Annotated in this window: 18 protein-coding genes; 7 read left to right on the top strand and 11 right to left on the bottom strand. The window is 53.1% G+C overall.

All coding sequences use genetic code 11. The annotated features are described in order from the left end of the window. Positions 1-35: 35 nt before the first annotated feature. The gene (locus tag AINA4_RS02665; RefSeq protein WP_281787404.1) at positions 36-1,580 is read right to left on the bottom strand and encodes an amino acid permease; all 1,545 of its coding nucleotides are present in this window, start codon (positions 1,578-1,580) and stop codon (positions 36-38) included. Positions 1,581-1,805: 225 nt separating this feature from the next. On the opposite strand from AINA4_RS02665, the gene AINA4_RS02660 reads away from it, so the two are divergent. The 6 genes from AINA4_RS02660 (at position 1,806) to AINA4_RS02635 (ending at position 8,225) form a co-directional block, all read left to right on the top strand. Beyond that, positions 1,806-3,173, top strand: a complete 1,368-nt coding sequence (locus tag AINA4_RS02660) for a glutamine synthetase family protein (RefSeq protein WP_281787403.1) — start codon at positions 1,806-1,808, stop codon at positions 3,171-3,173. Further along, a complete protein-coding gene (locus tag AINA4_RS02655) occupies positions 3,154-3,933 on the top strand; it encodes a gamma-glutamyl-gamma-aminobutyrate hydrolase family protein (RefSeq protein ID WP_281787402.1) in 780 nt (259 codons plus the stop codon). The genes AINA4_RS02660 and AINA4_RS02655 overlap by 20 nt, the downstream gene beginning before the upstream one ends. Beyond that, on the top strand, positions 3,927-5,288 hold the full coding sequence (locus tag AINA4_RS02650; RefSeq protein WP_281787631.1) for an aldehyde dehydrogenase family protein: 1,362 nt from the start codon (positions 3,927-3,929) through the stop codon (positions 5,286-5,288). The genes AINA4_RS02655 and AINA4_RS02650 overlap by 7 nt, the downstream gene beginning before the upstream one ends. A 33-nt stretch (positions 5,289-5,321) precedes the next feature. Next, complete coding sequence (locus AINA4_RS02645) at positions 5,322-6,113, top strand: 3-oxoacyl-ACP reductase (RefSeq protein ID WP_281787401.1); 792 nt, start codon at positions 5,322-5,324, stop codon at positions 6,111-6,113. A gap of 10 nt (positions 6,114-6,123) precedes the next feature. After that, positions 6,124-6,894 carry an FCD domain-containing protein gene (locus AINA4_RS02640; RefSeq protein ID WP_281787400.1) on the top strand — a complete coding sequence of 257 codons (771 nt, stop codon included), beginning with the start codon at positions 6,124-6,126 and terminating at the stop codon, positions 6,892-6,894. Between the two features lie 71 nt (positions 6,895-6,965). Continuing rightward, entirely contained in the window at positions 6,966-8,225 is a 1,260-nt protein-coding gene (locus tag AINA4_RS02635) for an amino acid permease (protein ID WP_281787399.1), read from the top strand. On the opposite strand, the gene AINA4_RS02630 is transcribed toward AINA4_RS02635, so the two are convergent. From AINA4_RS02630 to truB, 10 genes are all read right to left on the bottom strand, one after another. Further along, on the bottom strand, positions 8,197-9,882 hold the full coding sequence (locus AINA4_RS02630) for an amidohydrolase (protein ID WP_281787398.1): 1,686 nt from the start codon (positions 9,880-9,882) through the stop codon (positions 8,197-8,199). The genes AINA4_RS02635 and AINA4_RS02630 overlap by 29 nt on opposite strands. Before the next feature lie 33 nt (positions 9,883-9,915). Beyond that, a complete protein-coding gene (locus AINA4_RS02625; protein WP_281787397.1) occupies positions 9,916-10,746 on the bottom strand; it encodes an aldo/keto reductase in 831 nt (276 codons plus the stop codon). 28 nt (positions 10,747-10,774) lie between these two features. After that, positions 10,775-11,299: an adenine phosphoribosyltransferase gene (locus AINA4_RS02620; protein ID WP_281787396.1), complete on the bottom strand. Its 525-nt coding sequence runs from the start codon at positions 11,297-11,299 to the stop codon at positions 10,775-10,777. Between the two features lie 30 nt (positions 11,300-11,329). Further along, entirely contained in the window at positions 11,330-12,766 is a 1,437-nt protein-coding gene (locus tag AINA4_RS02615; protein ID WP_281787630.1) for an aspartate ammonia-lyase, read from the bottom strand. Positions 12,767-12,978: 212 nt separating this feature from the next. Next, positions 12,979-14,382 (bottom strand): aldehyde dehydrogenase family protein, encoded by a 1,404-nt coding sequence (locus AINA4_RS02610; protein WP_281787395.1) that lies wholly within the window; start codon positions 14,380-14,382, stop codon positions 12,979-12,981. A 299-nt stretch (positions 14,383-14,681) separates the two neighbouring features. Next, entirely contained in the window at positions 14,682-15,548 is an 867-nt protein-coding gene (locus AINA4_RS02605) for a carbon-nitrogen hydrolase family protein (protein WP_281787394.1), read from the bottom strand. After that, entirely contained in the window at positions 15,545-16,486 is a 942-nt protein-coding gene (locus tag AINA4_RS02600; RefSeq protein ID WP_281787393.1) for a bifunctional riboflavin kinase/FAD synthetase, read from the bottom strand. The genes AINA4_RS02605 and AINA4_RS02600 overlap by 4 nt, the downstream gene beginning before the upstream one ends. Further along, on the bottom strand, positions 16,486-16,908 hold the full coding sequence (locus AINA4_RS02595) for a hypothetical protein (protein WP_281787392.1): 423 nt from the start codon (positions 16,906-16,908) through the stop codon (positions 16,486-16,488). Before AINA4_RS02595 ends, AINA4_RS02600 begins: the two co-directional genes overlap by 1 nt. A gap of 24 nt (positions 16,909-16,932) precedes the next feature. Next, positions 16,933-17,301 carry a hypothetical protein gene (locus AINA4_RS02590; protein WP_281787391.1) on the bottom strand — a complete coding sequence of 123 codons (369 nt, stop codon included), beginning with the start codon at positions 17,299-17,301 and terminating at the stop codon, positions 16,933-16,935. 3 nt (positions 17,302-17,304) lie between these two features. Next, complete coding sequence (truB, locus tag AINA4_RS02585; RefSeq protein ID WP_281787390.1) at positions 17,305-18,240, bottom strand: tRNA pseudouridine(55) synthase TruB; 936 nt, start codon at positions 18,238-18,240, stop codon at positions 17,305-17,307. A 99-nt stretch (positions 18,241-18,339) separates the two neighbouring features. Here truB and AINA4_RS02580 point away from each other — a divergent pair, with 99 nt between their 5' ends. Next, on the top strand, positions 18,340-19,188 hold the full coding sequence (locus AINA4_RS02580) for a carotenoid biosynthesis protein (protein WP_281787389.1): 849 nt from the start codon (positions 18,340-18,342) through the stop codon (positions 19,186-19,188). The last annotated feature ends 9 nt before the right edge of the window (positions 19,189-19,197 follow it).

Below are 19,197 nucleotides of genomic sequence, written 5' to 3'. Positions count from 1 at the left end.
GTCCCTGAAGGAACCGGCCCCCGACTGCGTTGTTGTTATTTCTTGTCGTCGTCTACGCCGTCCATGGCGAGGAGTTCTTCCTCAACCTTGCCGCCGTAGCCTTCCTTTTGTGGGTCGCCGTGGAGACCACCGGAGACTGCATACTCCTCTTCGGGAGAAAGAATCAGGTTCTTTCGTCCATAGACAGCGAAGCTCAGCAGCATGATGGCGTAGATCACAGCGATAGCAATGATTGCTGGTCGTGCGGGTTCATTAATAAAGAACCCGAAGAAGATTGCAATCGATACCGTTGCTGCGATCACAGCACCTGGAATACCCCAGGGGCTCTTGTAGGGGCGGTTTGCCTTAGGGAACTTCTTGCGCAGAACGATGAAGGAGATCATCTGCAGCACGTAGGCAATCACAGCACCCCATACTGCGATGTTCAGCACGATGGCTCCAGCAACACCACCGGCACCACCCAGGCTGTCAACAATGACCAAGGCGACAAAACCAATAACGGCGCCCACGGTCAGTGCAACATAAGGAGTCTGGCGCTTTCCAGTGAGGGAGAACACCTTGGGGTAGTAACCAGCACGTGACAGGGAGTACATGTTACGTCCATATGCGAACATGATTCCTTGCAGTGAAGCAAGCAGACCAATGAGTGCGAACAATGCGAGGACTGCCGCAGCACCGTCACCAACCATGGCACGGAATCCATCGAGCAGTGGCTCACCTGCAGCACTAATTTCTTCAGCACCCACCAATGCAGTGTTGAGGAAGAGAACCAGCAGACCAGTGATGATCAGGGTGGTGCGAGCGATCAAACCAGCACGAGGGATGTCACGAACGGGGTTGTGAGATTCTTCTGCAGCCAGAGGAAGCTCTTCAATACCAAGGAAGAACCACATTGCGTAGGGAAGAGCAAAGAGGATTGGCAACCAACCGTATGGCAGGAATGCGGACTGTCCTTCTTCAGGTGCGATGTTCCACAGTGAGTTGAAGTCGAGCTTGCCGGAGAACACCGCCATTACTGAGAAGACCAACAAGATAGCAATAGAGATGATGGACACCACAATTGCAAACTTGAACGAGATGGCGGAACCCGCAGCATTCAATAGAACGAAAACCGCGTACAGGATGATGTACCAGACAAACATGGGCAAGGAGAGTCCCAGGAGTTCTGCGGTAATGCTGTTCGCATAGGAGGCAGAGAAGTAGACAATAACCGCCGTTGTTGCGACGTATTCAATAGTTTCTGCAAGCCCTGTTGCTAGACCACCCCAGGGACCCAATGCGGATCGAGCGAAGGAGTAGGCACCACCCGAGTGAGGCATGGCAGCGGCCATCTCACCGATGCTAAACATCATTCCGTAGTACATGAAGATAAGTACGGCGAATGCGATCAGCATTCCACCAAAGCCAGCGAACCCAATTCCGAAGTTCCATCCGGAGAAGTCGCCAGAGATAACTGCTGCGACGGCGAGACCCCACAGGCCCCACAATCCAGCAGAACGCTTGAGCGTCCGTTTCTTGAAATAGTTGGCGTCTGCGGTTGTGTACGTCACACCCGAGACGTTCAAGGTGTCTTTGGACATTTACAATTTCCTTCTGCTCGGGTTGAGCACCTCTATACGAGGCGAGGCACACAACGCTGTGAGATTCCTTGGAGATGACTATATGCCTCAATTTGGTTCTTGTAACTACCTTTAACCAAAAATTTTTCAAAAAGAAATCTGCGATTTACCGCATAACACTTGACAGTAATCACCCAATAGGGTGGTCTAATGGTTGAAATACCTACCTCAAGGAAGAGAGCCAGGATGTCTAGTGCCGCAGGAAACCTCACCCCTGAAGGGCTCAAAGCCCTCGTCGAGGACGGAAGCATCGACACCGTCATCGTCTCGTTTACTGACATGCAAGGGCGATTGGTAGGTAAACGAGTTTCTGCGCGCCTGTTCGTAGAAGACGTGATGGCACACGGTGCCGAGTGTTGCAACTACCTCTTTGCTGTCGACGTGGAAAACAACACCGTTGATGGTTACTCGATCTCCAGTTGGGAACGAGGATATGGCGATATGGCCATGATTCCCGACATGAGCACACTCAGAACTGCACCCTGGCTTGAAGGAACAGCGATGGTGATGGCAGACATGCAATGGCTGGATCACACCCCCGTTGAGCAGTCCCCTCGTGAAATACTGCGCACCCAGATCAATCGTCTAGCAGAGCTAGGACTGGTCCCCTATGTCGGAACAGAACTTGAATTCATTGTTTTTGATGACACATACCGTGAGGCTTGGGCTAAGGGCTATGACAACCTTCGTCCTTCCACCGACTACAACGTGGACTACGACCTCCTGGCCTCGACCCGAGTAGAGCCTCTCCTGCGAGACATTCGTAATTCGATGGATGCTGCAGGAATGTATTGCGAAGGCGTCAAGGGGGAATGCAACCTGGGTCAACAAGAAATAGCTTTCCGCTATGACCACGCGTTAGTCACCTGCGATAACCACTCTGTTTACAAAAGCGGAGCAAAAGTCATCGCTGACAAGCACGGCAAATCATTGACCTTCATGGCGAAGTTCAATGAGCGTGAAGGAAACTCGTGCCACATCCACATCAGCCTGCGTGACAACGACGGCAACCCTGTCTTCGCCGACAAGAGCCAAGATCACGGAATGAGCAAACTGTTCCGCCACTTCTTGGCAGGTCAGATCGCTGCGATGCGTGAACTGTCCTTGTTTTTTGCCCCCAACATTAACTCCTACAAGCGTTACGTTGACGGCAGCTTTGCCCCCACCGCAGTTGCCTGGGGTCTAGACAACCGCACGTGTTCATTGCGTGTAGTGGGCCAAGGCCACGCCATGCGTGTGGAGCAGCGAGTTCCTGGTGGAGATGTGAACCAGTACCTCGCGGTTGCCGCATTGATTGCAGCAGGACTGCACGGTATCGAAAATGAACTGGAGCTTGAGCCCATCACAACCGGAAACGCCTACACCGGGGGCGCTCCCCGTGTTCCTTCGACCCTCCGCGAAGCGGCTGAACTCTTCGCGCAGTCAGAGATTGCCAAGCAAGCCTTTGGCCAAGAAGTAGTTGATCACTATCTCAACTACGCCCGTATTGAAGTAGCCGCCTACGATGCGGCGATCACAGACTGGGAGCGAATTCGTGGCTTCGAACGTCTCTAAACCACTGCCAGTCATCGGGCTCACAACCTATCTCGAACAAGCCAAGTCGGGCGTGTGGGATGTCCAGGCTGCCTTCCTGCCGAAGGTCTATTTTGACGCAGTCAATAAAGCTGGCGGCATAGCTGTTCTCATTCCACCACAGGCCGTCAACGCCGAGATTGCCAACACTATTCTTGACGGCCTCGATGGCTTGATTATTTGCGGTGGAAAGGACGTGGACCCAGCTCGATATGGTCAAACACCACATCCACTTACCGATGAACCGCGCCCTGATCGTGACAACCTCGAGGACGAACTCCTCACCGCTGCTATTGAACGAGAGCTCCCCTTCCTTGGCATCTGCCGTGGTGCACAAATGCTTAACGTGATTCGTGGTGGAGATCTCATTCAACACTTACCCGAAGTTGTCGGGGATGACCGCTATCAAAAAGGGCAGGGAAACTTCAGCCACATTCCTGTCAACGTCAAAGAAGACTCACTGCTGGCATCCGTATTAAACAATGACTCCCCTGTTGGTGCGATGTACCACCACCAAGCCATCGGGGAAGTCGGTGAAGGCCTCTCCGTCGTAGCCACCACCGAAGACGGCGTGATTGAGGCATTGCAGCTGGATGATGTTCCGTTTGGGTTAGCTGTGCAGTGGCACCCCGAACAGACCCCGGAAGATATTGGCCTGTTTGAAGGCCTCGTTGAGGCAGCTCGAGAGTATGCCCTCACCCACCGTCGCAGTCTTTCCTCATCACAAAGGAGCTCATCGTGAGTTACACCATCATCAACCCTGCAACGGAAGAAGCCGGGGAAACAATTGAGCACCTCAGCCAGGAACAAACCGATGAGGCCATCAATAGGGCCCAGAAGGCACAAAAAGAGTGGGCTGCACGCAACCCAGCAGACCGCGCGGCAGCACTGCGATTATTCGCTGATGCGGTTGATGCGGATGTTGAAAACCTGGCGCAACTCGAAGTGCGCAACTCTGGCCACCCCATAGGGCAAGCACGGTGGGAAGCAGAACACGTGCGCAATGTCTTGGAATACTATTCAGCAACGCCAGAACGTCTGTTTGGTAAGCAGATCCCTGTCGCCGGCGGCCTCGATGTCACCTTCCAAGAACCTCTTGGGGTTGTCGGTGTGATTACGCCCTGGAACTTCCCCATGACCATTGCTTCGTGGGGTTTTGCCCCGGCATTAGCGGCAGGAAATGCTGTCGTTCTCAAACCAGCCGAGTGGACTCCCCTCACCAGCATTCGTTTAGGTGAACTCGCTCTTCAGTCTGGGCTGCCCGAAGGGCTCTTCCAGGTCTTGCCGGGAAAAGGCTCTGTCGTTGGCGAGCGCTTCGTCACCAACCCGGCCGTTCGCAAAGTGGTGTTCACCGGCTCAACTGAGGTGGGCAAACGCATCATGGCAGGCGCTGCAGACCAGATTAAGCGCGTCACGCTAGAACTGGGCGGAAAGAGCGCCAACATCGTCTTTGCTGATGCTGACATCGAAAAAGCGGCGGCAACTGCTCCCTACGGGGTTTTTGAAAACGCTGGGCAGGATTGCTGCGCTCGCAGTCGCATCTTGGTTCACCGAAGTGTCTATGAAAAGTTCATGGAATACCTCGAGCCAGCAGTCAAGGGTGTGAAGGTTGGTGACCCGCGTGATGAGGCAACCGAAATGGGGCCTCTGGTTCACAAAAACCACTTCGAGAGTGTTTCCCGCTATGTCCCCAGTGACGCACCTGTGGCATTCCGCGGCACCGCGCCTGAGGGTGCTGGTTATTGGTTTGCTCCCACCGTTCTCACTCCAGGATCTCGTGACCACGTCAGTGCGACCGAGGAAATCTTTGGTCCTGTCGTCACGGTGCTTCCTTTCGATGATGATGCAGACGCTATTGAGCTCGCTAACGCGACGGAGTATGGCCTGTCTGGATCTATCTGGACTCGAGACGTGGGGCGCGCTATCCGCATCTCACGCGGCGTGGAATCAGGAAACTTGTCTGTGAATTCGCACTCCTCGGTGCGATACAACACACCATTTGGCGGCTTCAAGCAATCTGGTTTGGGGCGCGAACTGGGCCCCGATGCGGCTTTGGCATTTACGGAGACGAAAAACGTCTTCATCCCCGCTGACTAAACAATCTTCATAAACCTCACAAAGGAGAAAACAATGAGTATCGAAAAAATTGACCTCACCCAGCGCCTTGCTGGCAAGGTTGCTGTCATTACCGGTGGTGCGAGCGGAATTGGTCTTGCCACAGCGAAGCGATTTGCTGCAGAAGGTGCAACCGTTGTCATCGGCGACATGGATCCTGTATCTGGCGAGAAAGCCGCTGCTGAAGTTGGCGGTCTCTTTGTTCTCGTGAATGTTACTGACGAAGATCAGGTCAACAACCTCTTCGATACTGCGTTTAAGGTTTATGGCTCAGTAGATATTGCTTTCAACAATGCAGGCATCTCTCCTCCAGATGATGACTCCATCGAAACAACCGAGCTTCCTGCTTGGAACAAGGTCCAGGATGTGAATCTCAAGTCTGTCTACCTGTGTTCTCGTTCTGCACTTCGTCACATGGTCAAGCAACAAAGCGGTTCCATTATCAACACCGCATCATTTGTTGCCGTGATGGGTTCTGCAACTTCTCAGATTTCCTACACCGCGTCTAAGGGTGGTGTTCTTGCAATGAGCCGTGAACTGGGTGTCCAGTTTGCTCGTCAGGGAATCCGTGTTAACGCCCTATGCCCCGGGCCAGTGAACACTCCTTTGCTTCAGGAGCTCTTTGCCAAGGACCCTGAGCGTGCACAGCGTCGTCTGGTTCACATCCCTATCGGCCGATTCGCCAAGCCGGAAGAACTGGCTGCAGCCGTCGCGTTCTTGGCAAGTGATGACTCCTCCTTCATCACAGGATCAACATTCCTGGTTGATGGCGGAATTTCATCTGCCTACGTCACACCCTTGGACTAAACCACCTCCAATGTCGCCAGAGCTTCACTCCGACCAGGCCGTTGCGGCAAATCCTCTCAACGGGGATTTGCTTCTTCGGCCTGTTCGCGGTGGAAACACCTATGAAGAAACCGTGGAGCGTCTTCTGCAAACTATTCGCTTAGGTCTAGCTCTTCCTGGCGCCCAGTTTCCTCCCGAGCGAGAACTCGCAGCGATGCTTGAGGTCAGCCGGGATACGGTTCGCTTAGCAATCTCTGCCCTTGTTGATGCGGGTTATCTCATTGTTAAGCGTGGTCGTTATGGCGGAACTTTCGTGGCAGAAAACCTGCCCAGCCAACCCCTTCGAATGGGTCGTGATGGTGAGCTCACACACAACCTAGAGTTCACTCACGATGAACTCGAGGACGCCCTCGTCTTGCGTCAAATTTTGGAGTGTGGCGCCGCCGAATTCGCTGCTGTTCGAAGCTTGACCTCGGTTGAAAGAGAACAGCTCTGGGCAGTGTTAAAGGAAACTTCTCTGTCTACGGCAGAGAATTACCGCATGCTCGATTCCAGACTTCATCTGCTCATTGCAGAGCTCACCGGCTCACCCTCGTTACTCTCCGAGGTTGCCTCCTCACGCATGCGCATCAACGAATTGCTCGATGGAATTCCACTGCTTGCACCCAACATCTCTCACTCCAACGAACAGCACGAGGCAATCGTGTTGGCCATTTTGACGGGTGACTCCGAAAAAGCACGCGCTGCCATGGCAGATCACGTTTCAGGATCTGCAGCTCTTCTTCGTGGTTTCCTCGGTTAACCAAAAATGAGATGTCGCAACCTAACCCGCAGAAATCATGCTGGCGCACTTTTTCATGGCAGAGTGAGTAAGTGAGTGAACACAAAGGCACCTTAGGTATTGCGCAAGGAACCGCTCTCTACATTGCCAGCGTTCTCGGCACCGGAATCTTGGTTCTCCCGGGTTTAGCCGCACAGGTTGCAGGACCCGCCTCAATTCTTTCGGTAGCCATCATCTTCTTCCTTTCCATCCCCCTGGCTGGAACCTTTGCCGCTTTAGCTGCCCGCTATCCAGACTCTGGCGGTGTTGCCAGCTATGTTCGCAAATCGATGGGTAACACCTGGGCACGCGTAGCTGGATATCTTTTCTTCTTCGGAGTTGCTGCTGGCGAGCCTGTCGTCGCGGTGATGGGTGCGGAATATGTCATTGCCATTTCGGGCGCGGACCGTGCTCTACTGCCATTAGTTGCCGGGGTGTTGTTCTTGGTTCCTTTCACCCTGAACCTGTTCGGAGTGAAAGTTGCCGGCTGGGTTCAACTCGGTTTGAGTGCGCTCCTCGTTATTGTCGTCGTTGGCGTGATTGCCTATGGCGCACCAGCGGTGCAAGAAGAAAGCTTCACTCCCTTCATGCCTCACGGGTGGATTGGTGTGGGTGTGGCCATCAGCTTGTTCGTGTGGGCTTTTGCTGGTTGGGAAGTTGGCACACATATCGCCGCCGAGTTTAAGAACCCTCGCCGCACAATCCCTATAGCAACAGCAATTGCGCTGCTGATTGTTGGCCTTGCTTATCTAGCACTGCAGTGGGTGACCATAGGTGTTCTCGGTGAAGACGCCGGTAAGGGCAGTGTTCCGTTGCTCACCTTGGTGAACGAAACAGCTCCCAAGGCAGGCTCCATCATTATCGCCAGTATCGCCGCCATCGTCTCGTTGGGAGTCCTCAACGCTTACCTTGCTGCCATCGGCAAACTCGGTGCTTCACTGGGCAGAGACGGAGATCTTCCCCGTTATCTCGCCAAAGGCGCAGAGCCCGATGAAATTCCTCGCCGAAGCTTGATGTTGTCACTGATTATTTCGATAGTTTTCTTCTGCATACTCTTTGCCCAAGATTTCCAATTGCTCACCCTCATCCCCATCCACCTAAGTTCCATGGTGGCTATCTATGTCTTAGGTATGACTGCCGCGGTGTTGATCTTCCCTCGTTGGAGTTGGGATTGGTGGGTTGCCATCGTGGCACTAGCGATGACCATTGTGTTGCTGATCTTGAACGGCCCCAACGTGTTATTCACTCTCGGAGTGGTTATCGTTGCCGTGATTGTGACAGTGGTTAAGCGTTCACGTTCTGCTCGAACGTAATCTTTCCATCCATCATGGTTAGCAGGATGGGCGTTGAATGAATCTCGTGAGGGTCAATCTCAAACAAGTTTCGTCCGAGAACGACAAGATCTGCCCGCTTGCCCACCTCAAGTGAACCAATCTGGTCTTCCATTCGTATTTGATACGCAGCATTGATGGTGACTGCAGCCAAAGCTTGCTCAAGATTCACCCGCTGACGCTCGATAAAGACACGATCGTTGGGAAATCCCGGACGTTGCCTGGTTACAGCTGCTTCTATCTGAATCAAGGGAGCGATTTCTGAAATGAGAACCCCTGGAATATCGGCACCATAGGTCACCACTGCACCACTTCGAAGGAGATCGCCATAGGGAAAAGATTCCAGTTCGACACGCTCTGGTCCGAGTAGTTCTTCATAGACATCCATGTAGACACCGTTGTAGTTCGTTCCCCACATCGGTGTGACATTCGCGATAACGCCGAGCTCGGCAAAGCGTGGAATATCGTCAGGGTGAACCAAAGTGTTGTGGCAAACGGTGTGACGTGAATCACCACGCCCAATGCGTTGTTGCACTCGCTCTATGGCATCCAGGATTACTCGAACAGAGCCATCACCGTCGTTGTGGATGTGCATATCAAAACCTGCACGTTGAGTAGCTTCAATTTGAGCCTCGATGTGCTCAGGTGTGAAGGACATGGTTCCACGGCCATGGTTTCCCGTGCAGAAAGGCTCCAAAAGCAAGGAGCCATAGCTCATCATGGTTCCATCAGCCCAGAGTTTGTTGACACTGACGCTGACATGCTCTGAAGCGTATTTTTTATTCCACTTCACCAAGGTGTCTGTGACGTGCTGGGGCACATCATCTGCGTTCCTAGTCCACACCGAACCAACAATTCGAATCGGCAGATTGCCAGCTTTGTCTCGCTCGACGAGCATCTGGAAGATCGGTTCTGACTCGTCTTGCTTTTCTCCGATGAGAATTCCCGCATCATAGGTCGCAGTAATCCCCCACGATGGGGCGGGATCAACCGTAAGCTTCATTGCTTCGGTGATGCCCTCGGGTGAAAAGAAACCTAAGCGTGAGCCGATGAGCAAACAAGTTGCACCCTCAACACCGTGGCCTGTTGGCAAGCCGTCCTCATCTCGGACAAAATACTGTGCACCAGGCACCGGATCAGGGCTGTCCTTGGTCAGTCCACACACGTTCATTGCAGCAGTGTTAAACCAGATGTCATGAGCATCGGCCGACAGCAGTGCCATCGGGCGGTCACCGGTAATCTCATCAAGCCATTGCCTGCGTGGTGTTCCCTCTTCGAAGGATGCTGGCATCCACCCGTGACCTCGAAGAAGTGTTCCTTCAGGTGCTGCATCAACCCACTCTTTGATGGCAGCACACACCTGAGCAGTTCCAGTTATCCCACTGAGGTCAACTCCCACTTTTGTGGCAGCACCCATGATCAGGTGATCATGTGCGTCAATAAACCCTGGGAGCAACATGCCACCGGCGAGATCTATCTCCCTGGTGTCTTCTGTGACGAACTCACCTGCACCTGAGAGATCCCCGACATAAACAATGCTCCTTCCCTCAACCACCAAGGTGTCGGCAACAGGTTGTTGAGGGTTGAGGGTGTAAACGGTACCGCCACTGAAGAGAAAACGTGAATCGTGCGCTGACATCTTCGAAAAACTTCCTAGCTGTGAGCTTCCCGGTTACATTTCTTCGTGGGTGTTGGGGTCTCCACCCCACAAGCGACCACGTTCAAGACTTGAGATGAGGCTAATTTCCTCAACTGTGAGGTCAAAACCAAAACTGTTCAGATTCGAGGCCTGACGTTCAGGGTCGGCAGATTTGGGCAGAGGAATCAAGCCTTGCTGGGTGTGCCAGCGAAGAATGAGCTGAGCTGGAGTTACTCCACGGGCCTCGGCAAGATCAACGATGATCTTTTCGTGGCGCAGTTCCTCTGTCTTACCCAGAGGACTCCAACTTTCCGTCTGGATACCTAACTTGGCGTGTACCTCACGCATGTGTGCTTGAGGGAAATAGGGGTGTAACTCAATTTGGTTGACCGAAGGCACCACCCCGGTTGCTTCGATAATACGGGTGAGGAACTCCTCTGTGAAGTTGCACACCCCAATGCTTCGGGCAAGGCCGTCATCTTTGAGCTCGATCATGGCCTGCCATGAATCGAGATAGCGATTCACGCTGGGATTCGGCCAGTGAATGAGGTACAGATCAATGTAGTCCAAGCCCAATGCTTGACGGCTGAGCTCAAAAGAAGCCATGGTTTCATCAAAACCGTGTGCAGCACCTGGAAGCTTGGTGGTAACAATAATCTCTTCGCGTGGAACACCCGATGCAGCGATTGCCTTGCCGACTTCAACCTCGTTGTTGTAACGCGTTGCCGTATCAATCAGGCGGTATCCCGAGTGAATGGCAGAAACAATCGAGGCAATGCCGTCATTGTCTGTGAGCTTGTATGTTCCCAAGCCAATCTGGGGAAGAACGAGGCCATCATTGAGAGTCACGGTAGGGATTGTCATGACTCTAAGCGTAGAGGTTTGAAAGGGGTTAGAGAGTAAGAAGTGAATGAATCTCTCGGCCAGCTAATCGCTGGCGTCCCTCAAGTGCTTCAAGCTCCAACACGACTGCAATTCCTGCCACTGTCCAGCCAGCACGCTCTATCAGCGAGATTGATGCATTGATAGTTCCGCCGGTTGCCAGGACATCATCCAAGACCAAGACACGAGCACCAGCTGGCAGTGAAAGTGGATTCACCTCGAGAGTGGCAGTGCCATATTCGAGGTCATAAGTTTCACCAATGATGTCGCCAGGGAGCTTGCCGCCTTTACGGATAGGAAGAACACCCACACCCCCATCGATTGCTGCGGCAGCAGCAAGAAGAAACCCACGGGCTTCCAGCCCGGCAACTGCATCAAACTTGCCGGCAAAAGGCTCGATGAGCCCATCCACTACGGCTCGGAAAGAAGGGCCGTGGGCAAAGACCGGAGTCAAATCGCGAAACAGGATTCCTTCCGAGGGAAAATCTGGAACCGTCAACATGCGTTGCATGACGACGTCGGATGCGCTACTCATCTCTCCAGCGTAACCAGTGAACGCTGAGGGTTACGCTTCCATTCCAGAAATCTTGGCTGGAGAGAGTTCACGCAAGACATCCTCTTTGGACATCAATCCCGCTTCAACGACGAGGTCCGCAACGGGACGTCCAGTCTTGAGAGCCTGTTTAGCGAGCTCAGCTGCAGGACCGTAGCCAATGAATGGAATCAGTGCAGTGATAACACCGACACTGGAGGCAACCATTCCTTCAAGACGTTCAACGTTGGCGGTGATGCCTTCGACACAGTTCACGCGCAATGTCATGCATGCTTGGGCTAACCAGCTAATTCCTTGGAGCAGGGAGTAAGCGATCACGGGTTCAAACGCATTGAGCTGAAGCTGGCCGCCTTCGGCAGCCATGGTGACTGTGACGTCATTGCCGGCAATTGCATAGGCAACCTGGCTGACCGCCTCAGGAATTACAGGGTTCACCTTGCCCGGCATGATGGAGGATCCTGCCTGCTGGGCTGGAAGGTTGATTTCTCCCAAACCTGCTTGGGGACCCGAAGAGAGCAAACGAAGGTCGTTGCTGATCTTTGAAAGCTTGATAGCTGAGCGCTTGAGTGTTCCGGAGAAGCTCATGAAACCTCCGGCGTCGCTGGTTGCCTCGATGAGGTCAGGTGCGCTTTGAATGTCGAGACCAGAAATCTGTGCCAGATGACGCACAGCTGCCTCTCGGTATCGAGGATCAGCTGTGATACCGGTACCAATAGCTGTAGCACCAAGGTTGATTTCACTGAGCATCCACACGGTCTCAGTCAAACGGTCATAGTCCTCGCCCAAGGTGGTTCCAAAGCCGTGGAATTCCTGTCCCAAAGTCATGGGGACCGCATCTTGAAGCTGGGTGCGACCCACTTTGAGGATGTGCTTGAATTCTTCGCCTTTGGCGTTGAACGCATCGCGAAGCAGCCCCAATTCCTTGAGAAGGTGAGGAAGAGCAAAAGCCAAAGACAACTTGACCGCAGTGGGGTAGGTGTCATTGGTGGACTGGGACTTGTTCACATCGTCAATGGGGTGCATGTATTGGTATGCGCCCTTGGCGTGGCCCATGAGCTCCAAACAACGGTTAGCAATAACCTCATTGGCGTTCATGTTGGTGCTGGTTCCAGCGCCACCTTGAATGATTCCCACTACGAACTGTTCGTGCCAAGCACCGTCAATGATTTCTTGACAGACGCGGTCAATAATTTCGGCCTTGTGGGGATCGAGCACACCAATTTCTAGGTTGGCGCGGGCTGCCGCCTGCTTGACGCAAGCCAGGGCAACGATAAGTTCAGGGAAAACTGAGATAGGACGCTTAGCGATGGGGAAATTCTCCAAAGCTCGAGCGGTGTGAACACCCCAATATGCGTCTGCTGGAACCTGCATGGCTCCGAGTGAGTCGGTTTCTGTGCGAGTAGCTGCCGGCGCGATGGGCAGTTGCGCATTCCCCGAGAAATTGCCCACCTTGTCGGTTGAGGACAATCCCAGAGTGTCAATTGGACGTGTTGAAGGTGTTGTCTGTTCAGACACTGGTTATCAGCTCCATTGCTGTGTTGAAAGGACTTTGTGGGTCGACTTTGAGTCTATGTCTGTCTTTTGGAGCCAAACAAGAAGACTGTCCAGTTTTTCAGACAAAAAACAGCGTTTTTTGACAAACAGTCAGCTTCCGTTCTTATTTAGCTCAGTTTGCGCAGCAAACCACGAATCATTTTCTTTTTTGACTCGGTGTAGGGAGGGAAAATGAGTGCAAGAGTTTCCGGCTTGAAGGACTTGGCGAAGACGGCCTTCTCATGGCTGAACGTGTCGAAGGAACGCTTGCCGCGATAGGCACCCATGCCACTGGCACCTACTCCCCCAAACGGAAGTTCAGGAACACTCAGCTGCACCACAGCAACGTTGAAAGCAAGAGAGCCTGAGCTGGTTCGTTCGGTGAAGGCGCGACGAACCAGAGTGTTTTCGCTGAAAACATATAGAGCTAACGGCTTTGGCTTGGAATTGATGAAATCAATGGCGTCATCAAGGTCTTGCACGGTAATCATCGGCAAAATGGGCCCAAAGATTTCATCTTGCATCACAGGTGCATCGCGGGAGACTTCAGCAAGCACTGTTGGTGGAATGAATTTCTGTTTCGCATCTGGGTCACCGTCAGCAACAACGCGTCCGTCTTGAAGGAGCCCGGTGAGACGTTCAAAATGTCCCTGATTGATGATCCGGCCATAGTCTGGGGAATCCTTTGGCACAGGGCCATACAGGGAAGCAATAGCGGCAACCAAGTGAGCTTCCAACTCGTGTTGCACAGAAGAGGTGGCCAGCACATAGTCCGGAGCAACACAGGTTTGACCAGCATTGAGGAATTTTGCCCAGGCGATGCGCTGCGCGGCCGCCTCAAGGTCAACCGTCTCATCGACATAGATGGGAGACTTTCCGCCAAGCTCGAGGGTGACGGGAGTCAAGTGCTTGGCTGCGGCCTCGAGCACTATCTGGCCCACACGTCCGTTACCGGTGTAAAAAATGTGGTCATAACGTTGTTCGAGTAGCCAACCGGTTTCTTTCGCGGCACCTTCAACGATTGCCACGGCACGTGTGTCCAGATACACCGGAATGAGCTTGGCTAGGGCAGCTGAGGTTGCCGCAGCCATTTCGCTGGGTTTGAGCACTGCAGCATTACCCGCTGCGATGGCACCAATCAACGGTGCAAGCAAAAGCTGTAGCGGATAATTCCACGGCGCAATAATCAACACCACACCCAAGGGCTCGCTCACCACGAAGGCTTTGCCCGGCATCATCGCAAGCGGGATGGAGACTTTCTGAGGCTTCAGCCACGATGACAAATTCTTCAGCGCATAATCAATGTCACCGAGGACGATGCCAATTTCTGTCAGCTGCGCTTCGGTGGCAGATTTTCCAAGGTCAGTAGCAAGCGCTGACTCGAGAACACTCTCATTGTCAGTAATCAACTGCCTCAGTGCAGTGAGCTGGTTGATGCGCCACTGGCGCTTCTTTGTCAGACCAGATTCAAAACTCTCACGGAGTTGGGTCACTAACGCTGTGGCATCAGATGCTTTCTTAAGCGTGCTCATGAAATACACACTACGCCTGAGAACCTGTTAATTCCTCCAGCGTTCTAGTCGCGGGACACCCTTCTTGGCAAGCCACCGCATCAGCTTGGAACTGCCCTGTTCTTTCAATGCGTTATCGACAATCTCCTGCATCTGTTCAAGAGTGCAATCTGGGCCAATAAATGCACCATTTTCATAACAGAGACAACACCACTTCTCGCTACGACTACCGTCGGCCTCCGTGCCACGGCAATCTCCAGCTTTCTTTGTGTGCAGTGGCATACCGCAGCTCTGGCACTGTGCAACCATGACTTGTCCCCCTAGGTCCTTGGGGTGACGCTATAGCGGCGAAGTTGAAGAGAGGGGTTTTGTGCCCGCGCATCTTCAACCGCCTGCACGTTGACGGTCGCAATGGAAACACCCATTTGCTGCCCCATATCGATCAGGGTCTCACCAAGCGGAGAAATGACGCGAGACATCCCCACCGCAATTGGTGGAATCTGATCGGCAGCGGCGAGATACACGGTGTTTTCAATCGCTCGAGCGGAGGTGAGTGCTGCCCAGTGATGGGCTTTCTTCGGTCCTGAAATCCACTCAGCGATGAGCGCAACCAGGTGCACACCGGCATCAACGAGCTCTCGGGTGGTCTCCGGGAACCTCAAATCGAAGCAGGTTTGCATACCAACGACAACTCCATCAATCTCGAAAACCTCTGGTGCATCGGCAGGATTACCTGCTTGCATCCACTCGCTTTCTTTGTAATCGAAAGCATCAAAGAGGTGAACCTTGCGATACTTGGCCACCAACCCAGCACCGGGGAGAACTGCAACGGCAGTGTTGAAGGGCAGCTTGTTTGAAGGATCAGAGGATTGCTCGAGCATGCCAACAACAATGCCGATATTGCACTCTTCTGCTAGATCCGTCATTGCTTCAACAAAAGGACCATCAAGCGGCTCGGCATAGTCAAAGACCCAGTCACCCAATTTTCCGCCGAGCACGGAGGAGTATTCCGGCAAGATCACTAGCCGAGCACCATTGTCGGCGGCCGCGTGAACGAGAGCTTGAATGGTTTTTACGTTCTCAGCAACGTTAGGACCAGGACCAAACTGTGCAACAGCTATTTTCACTCCGCCAACATCTTGGGACTCACCCAAATCATCGTTGGTGGTGTTGAATTCTTCCGTCATTGCTTTCCCGATCCCACGAGCTCTCTCGTGACGCGAACATCGTCGTGCATTTGTTTCACAAGCTCTTCAACCCCGCTGAAAGCAATCATTCCTCGAATGCGTGCCACAAATTCAACAGTGGCCATGTGGCCATAGAGGTCAAGGTTTTCATCAAGGAGATAAGCCTCAACCGTGCGTGACAGATTTCCTTCAAAGGTCGGGTTTGTTCCCACAGAAATAGCTGCGGGGTACCGCTTTCCAGCGTCCACAAACCAGCCTGCATAGACTCCGTCACCGGGAATCACAATTCGTGCATCATGGCCAATGTTGGCGGTGGGGAAACCGAGTTCTCGTCCACGTTTATGTCCGTGAACAACTTCACCACTGACCCTGGGGTAAGTTCCCAGAAGTTCAGTTGCCTGTGTAACCTCTCCTGCAGCAATGAGCTCACGAATATGTGAGGAAGAAATACGGCCATGGCCGTCTTCTTTCACATCTTCGATGAGGACAACATCAAAACCGAGCTCGTGGCCGAACTCGGTCAACAGTTCCACGGTCCCTTGTGCATTCGCGCCAAAACGGAAGTCGTGACCGACGAGTACTGCTTTGGCGTTGAGAGTGCCCAAAAGAATCTCGGTCACAAACTCTCGTGGACTCACCGCAGCAAGCTCTTGGTCAAAGGGAAGCACTAGTGCTGCAGTAACACCCTGTTGAGCGATGAGCTCGAGGCGTTCGGCATCACTGAGTATTTCAAGGGGTGCAGCATCCGGTGCGGTTACCTCTGCAGGATGACGATCAAAAGTGATCAGCGTAGAGGCTAAACCTCGAGAATCAGCAAGTTCACGCAACTGTCGAAGAATTTCACGATGTCCCAGATGCACGCCATCAAACTTCCCAATGGTGACCGCACTTGGCCCCCACCCTGCGGGAACTTCAGCCAGTGAATACCACCGCTTCATTATCGAGCTACCTTCTCAGGGTGCTTGCGCAGCCACAACAGACCCCAGATGGGCATGACCAGAGGAACAAAGAGGTATCCAGCGCCAAAGTATGACCACACCGTGGGGTGAGCAAAAATCTCTGGCATCACCAGGCTGAGCATTCCCACCACGATGACGCCGGTGAGTTCAAAACCTATAGTCCACTTAGCTACCGAATACCAGATTGGTCCCGGAGCAATCAGCGCAATGGTGGCAAAAATATACACAACTGCAGCCACTGCAGACAGTGAGTAGGCAAGCGGAGCTTGCTCAAACTTTTCAATGAGTTGATAAACCGAACGCCCGGTGGCAGCCAATGCCAACACGATATAAATCGCGATAAGGATGCGCCCAACACCTGAGCGACGGTCAGCCTGCTGGGGGGTGGTGTGGTCAGTCATGTCGTGAATGAGTCTAGTTTGCGCCTAGGCAACCTGAATAAACCAGATCTGGCCCATGCGATAAAGCATGATGGCCACGGCCAACTGGCCAACACCCAAAATAATGGTGCTCCACCGGCTGCGATCAATGAGCGCCCAGAAGCCTGTTGCAATCGGAATAAAGATCGCGCTGATGAGGTAAATGTAAAACTCAAACAAACTACCTGTTGGCTCATTTCCCATTAGAGGGGAAGCAATGGTGACAGCCAGCTGGACGATAAGCAGGAGTGCAACCACACCAGCAAATGCCATGGTGAGGTCACTTGGCCTCCGACCAATCGCGCCCAAAGCAACAGCTAAAAGGCCTCCAGTGACTGCAACACCAATTTGCAGAGCAGTAAACCAGTCGATCATGACCTAGGAACTTTCCGTTTCGGTAGGGAAATTGACGACAACGCGGGAGAGGTTTTTCTTCACCGTAATCAGCCCAATCAGCCTATCTTGTGGGCCTATCGCTGCGACCGGCTCTGCACTATCTGGGTAGCCTTCAAGAAGAACTCTCTTTCCTTGGCTCAGTTCGAGAGCTTGGGTCTCATTCAGGTCAATTGCGGGAAAAATCCTTCGTGCAACATCGGAAGGCTTCTGTAACCGCGGAGCACCTTCCATCATCTCAATATCGACAGCATCCATCACGTGGAAGTCACCGATGCGCGTTCTGCGCAACGCTGTGAGATGCCCCCCGACTCCCAACTTGAAACCAAGGTCACGAGCAAGGGCACGAATATATGTTCCTGAGGAACATTCGACTCGAACCTGAACATCGATGAAACCGTTCCCAGCGTCATCTTGGCCGAACTCAATGTTGTTGACTTCGAAGGAGTAGATCGTGACTTGACGAGCCTTAAGTTCAACACTCTCCCCTGCGCGGGCAAGGTCATAGGCGCGTTTTCCGTTAACTTTGATCGCACTGACCGAACTAGGTACCTGCTCAATTTCTCCGGTTAGCGAGTGAACTCCGGCAAGAATTTCTTCCTCGGTGACCTTGCTCAGTTGAGCCTGCGGGGCAAAGCCGAGAAGCTCCCCTTCGGCATCGTCTGTAGTGCTAGAGGAACCCAAGCGAATGGTGGCTAAATATTCCTTACTCAGACCGACGATGTAAGTCAGAAGCCGAGTAGAGGGACCAAGCCCCATGATGAGTAGTCCGGTAGCCATGGGATCTAACGTTCCCGCATGGCCGACCTTTCGAGTCCCGGCTAAGCGGCGAACACGAGCAACCGCATCATGACTGGTGAAACCTTGAGGCTTGTCGACTAACAAGATGCTGTTGGGGGCGGAAGCCGATGTGGATGGCATGGGTCAATTATCCCAGTTGTGACCTGGTAAAAAGTCAGAGCTTAACCCTCATTCAGGGATAGAGTGAATCAACTTCACCCCCAACAAGGCTGGAACACTATGACCTCAGCAACTCGTTCCACAATTCGCGGCTCACGTGGCCTCTGGATTCTTCTTGCGCTCTCCTTCGCGGCAGCTTTTGTCCCCGCGGGCACCCCGGGAAGCATCACACTGGTCGTGGGGTTTATGCCCGTCATTTTTTCGCTGTGGCATTTCATCCGCTGGGCCGGCGCTGCAACAGCCTGGCTTTCATTTCTTGCTGTTGTGCTCGTGAGCTTCACCGGTGAAGCAATTGGTGTTGCCACTGGATTAGTTTTTGGAAACTACTACTACCCGGATGGGCCTCTGGGTCCCCTCCTGTTGGGCGTTCCTCCGCTTATCCAATTCCAATACTTCGCCATGGCATATGCCGCACTCATGGTGGCCAGATCAATCGGTGGCGTCCTGACGACAGCCGCCAGAGGGTGGCTTCTCGTGGGAGTATCCGCCATGGCAGCCTTTGCTATGACACTTCTGGATCTGGCAAGTGATCCCTGGCATGCCACCGTGCTACAACAGTGGATTTGGCGAGATGGCGGTTCCTACTTTGGCGTTCCCATTCACAACTTCTTTGGATGGTTCTTCGAAACCTTGGTATTCCTGTTGATTATTCAGGCAATGCTCAATCGCACAAAAGCACTGGCCACCATAGCCGAACCCAAACCTCGAGGATTCTGGCTGCAAGGCGTCTTGCTCTATGGAACATTCCCCTTCACTATTGCGTTGACGCCGCTGGTTCAAGGTTCTGCCTTTGACCATGATGCACTTGTGATTGCTGATGCCATGGTTGGTGTTGCCCTCTTTGCCGTCGTGCCGTTGTGGCTTGCCGCACTGTTGAGTTTGCGGAACATCAAAGCTCAAAGCGGCTAAAAACCCTCT

The sequence above is a fragment of the Aurantimicrobium sp. INA4 genome (assembly GCF_027924525.1).
Taxonomy (GTDB): domain Bacteria; phylum Actinomycetota; class Actinomycetes; order Actinomycetales; family Microbacteriaceae; genus Aurantimicrobium.
This window is presented reverse-complemented; position numbering and strand designations above follow the sequence as displayed.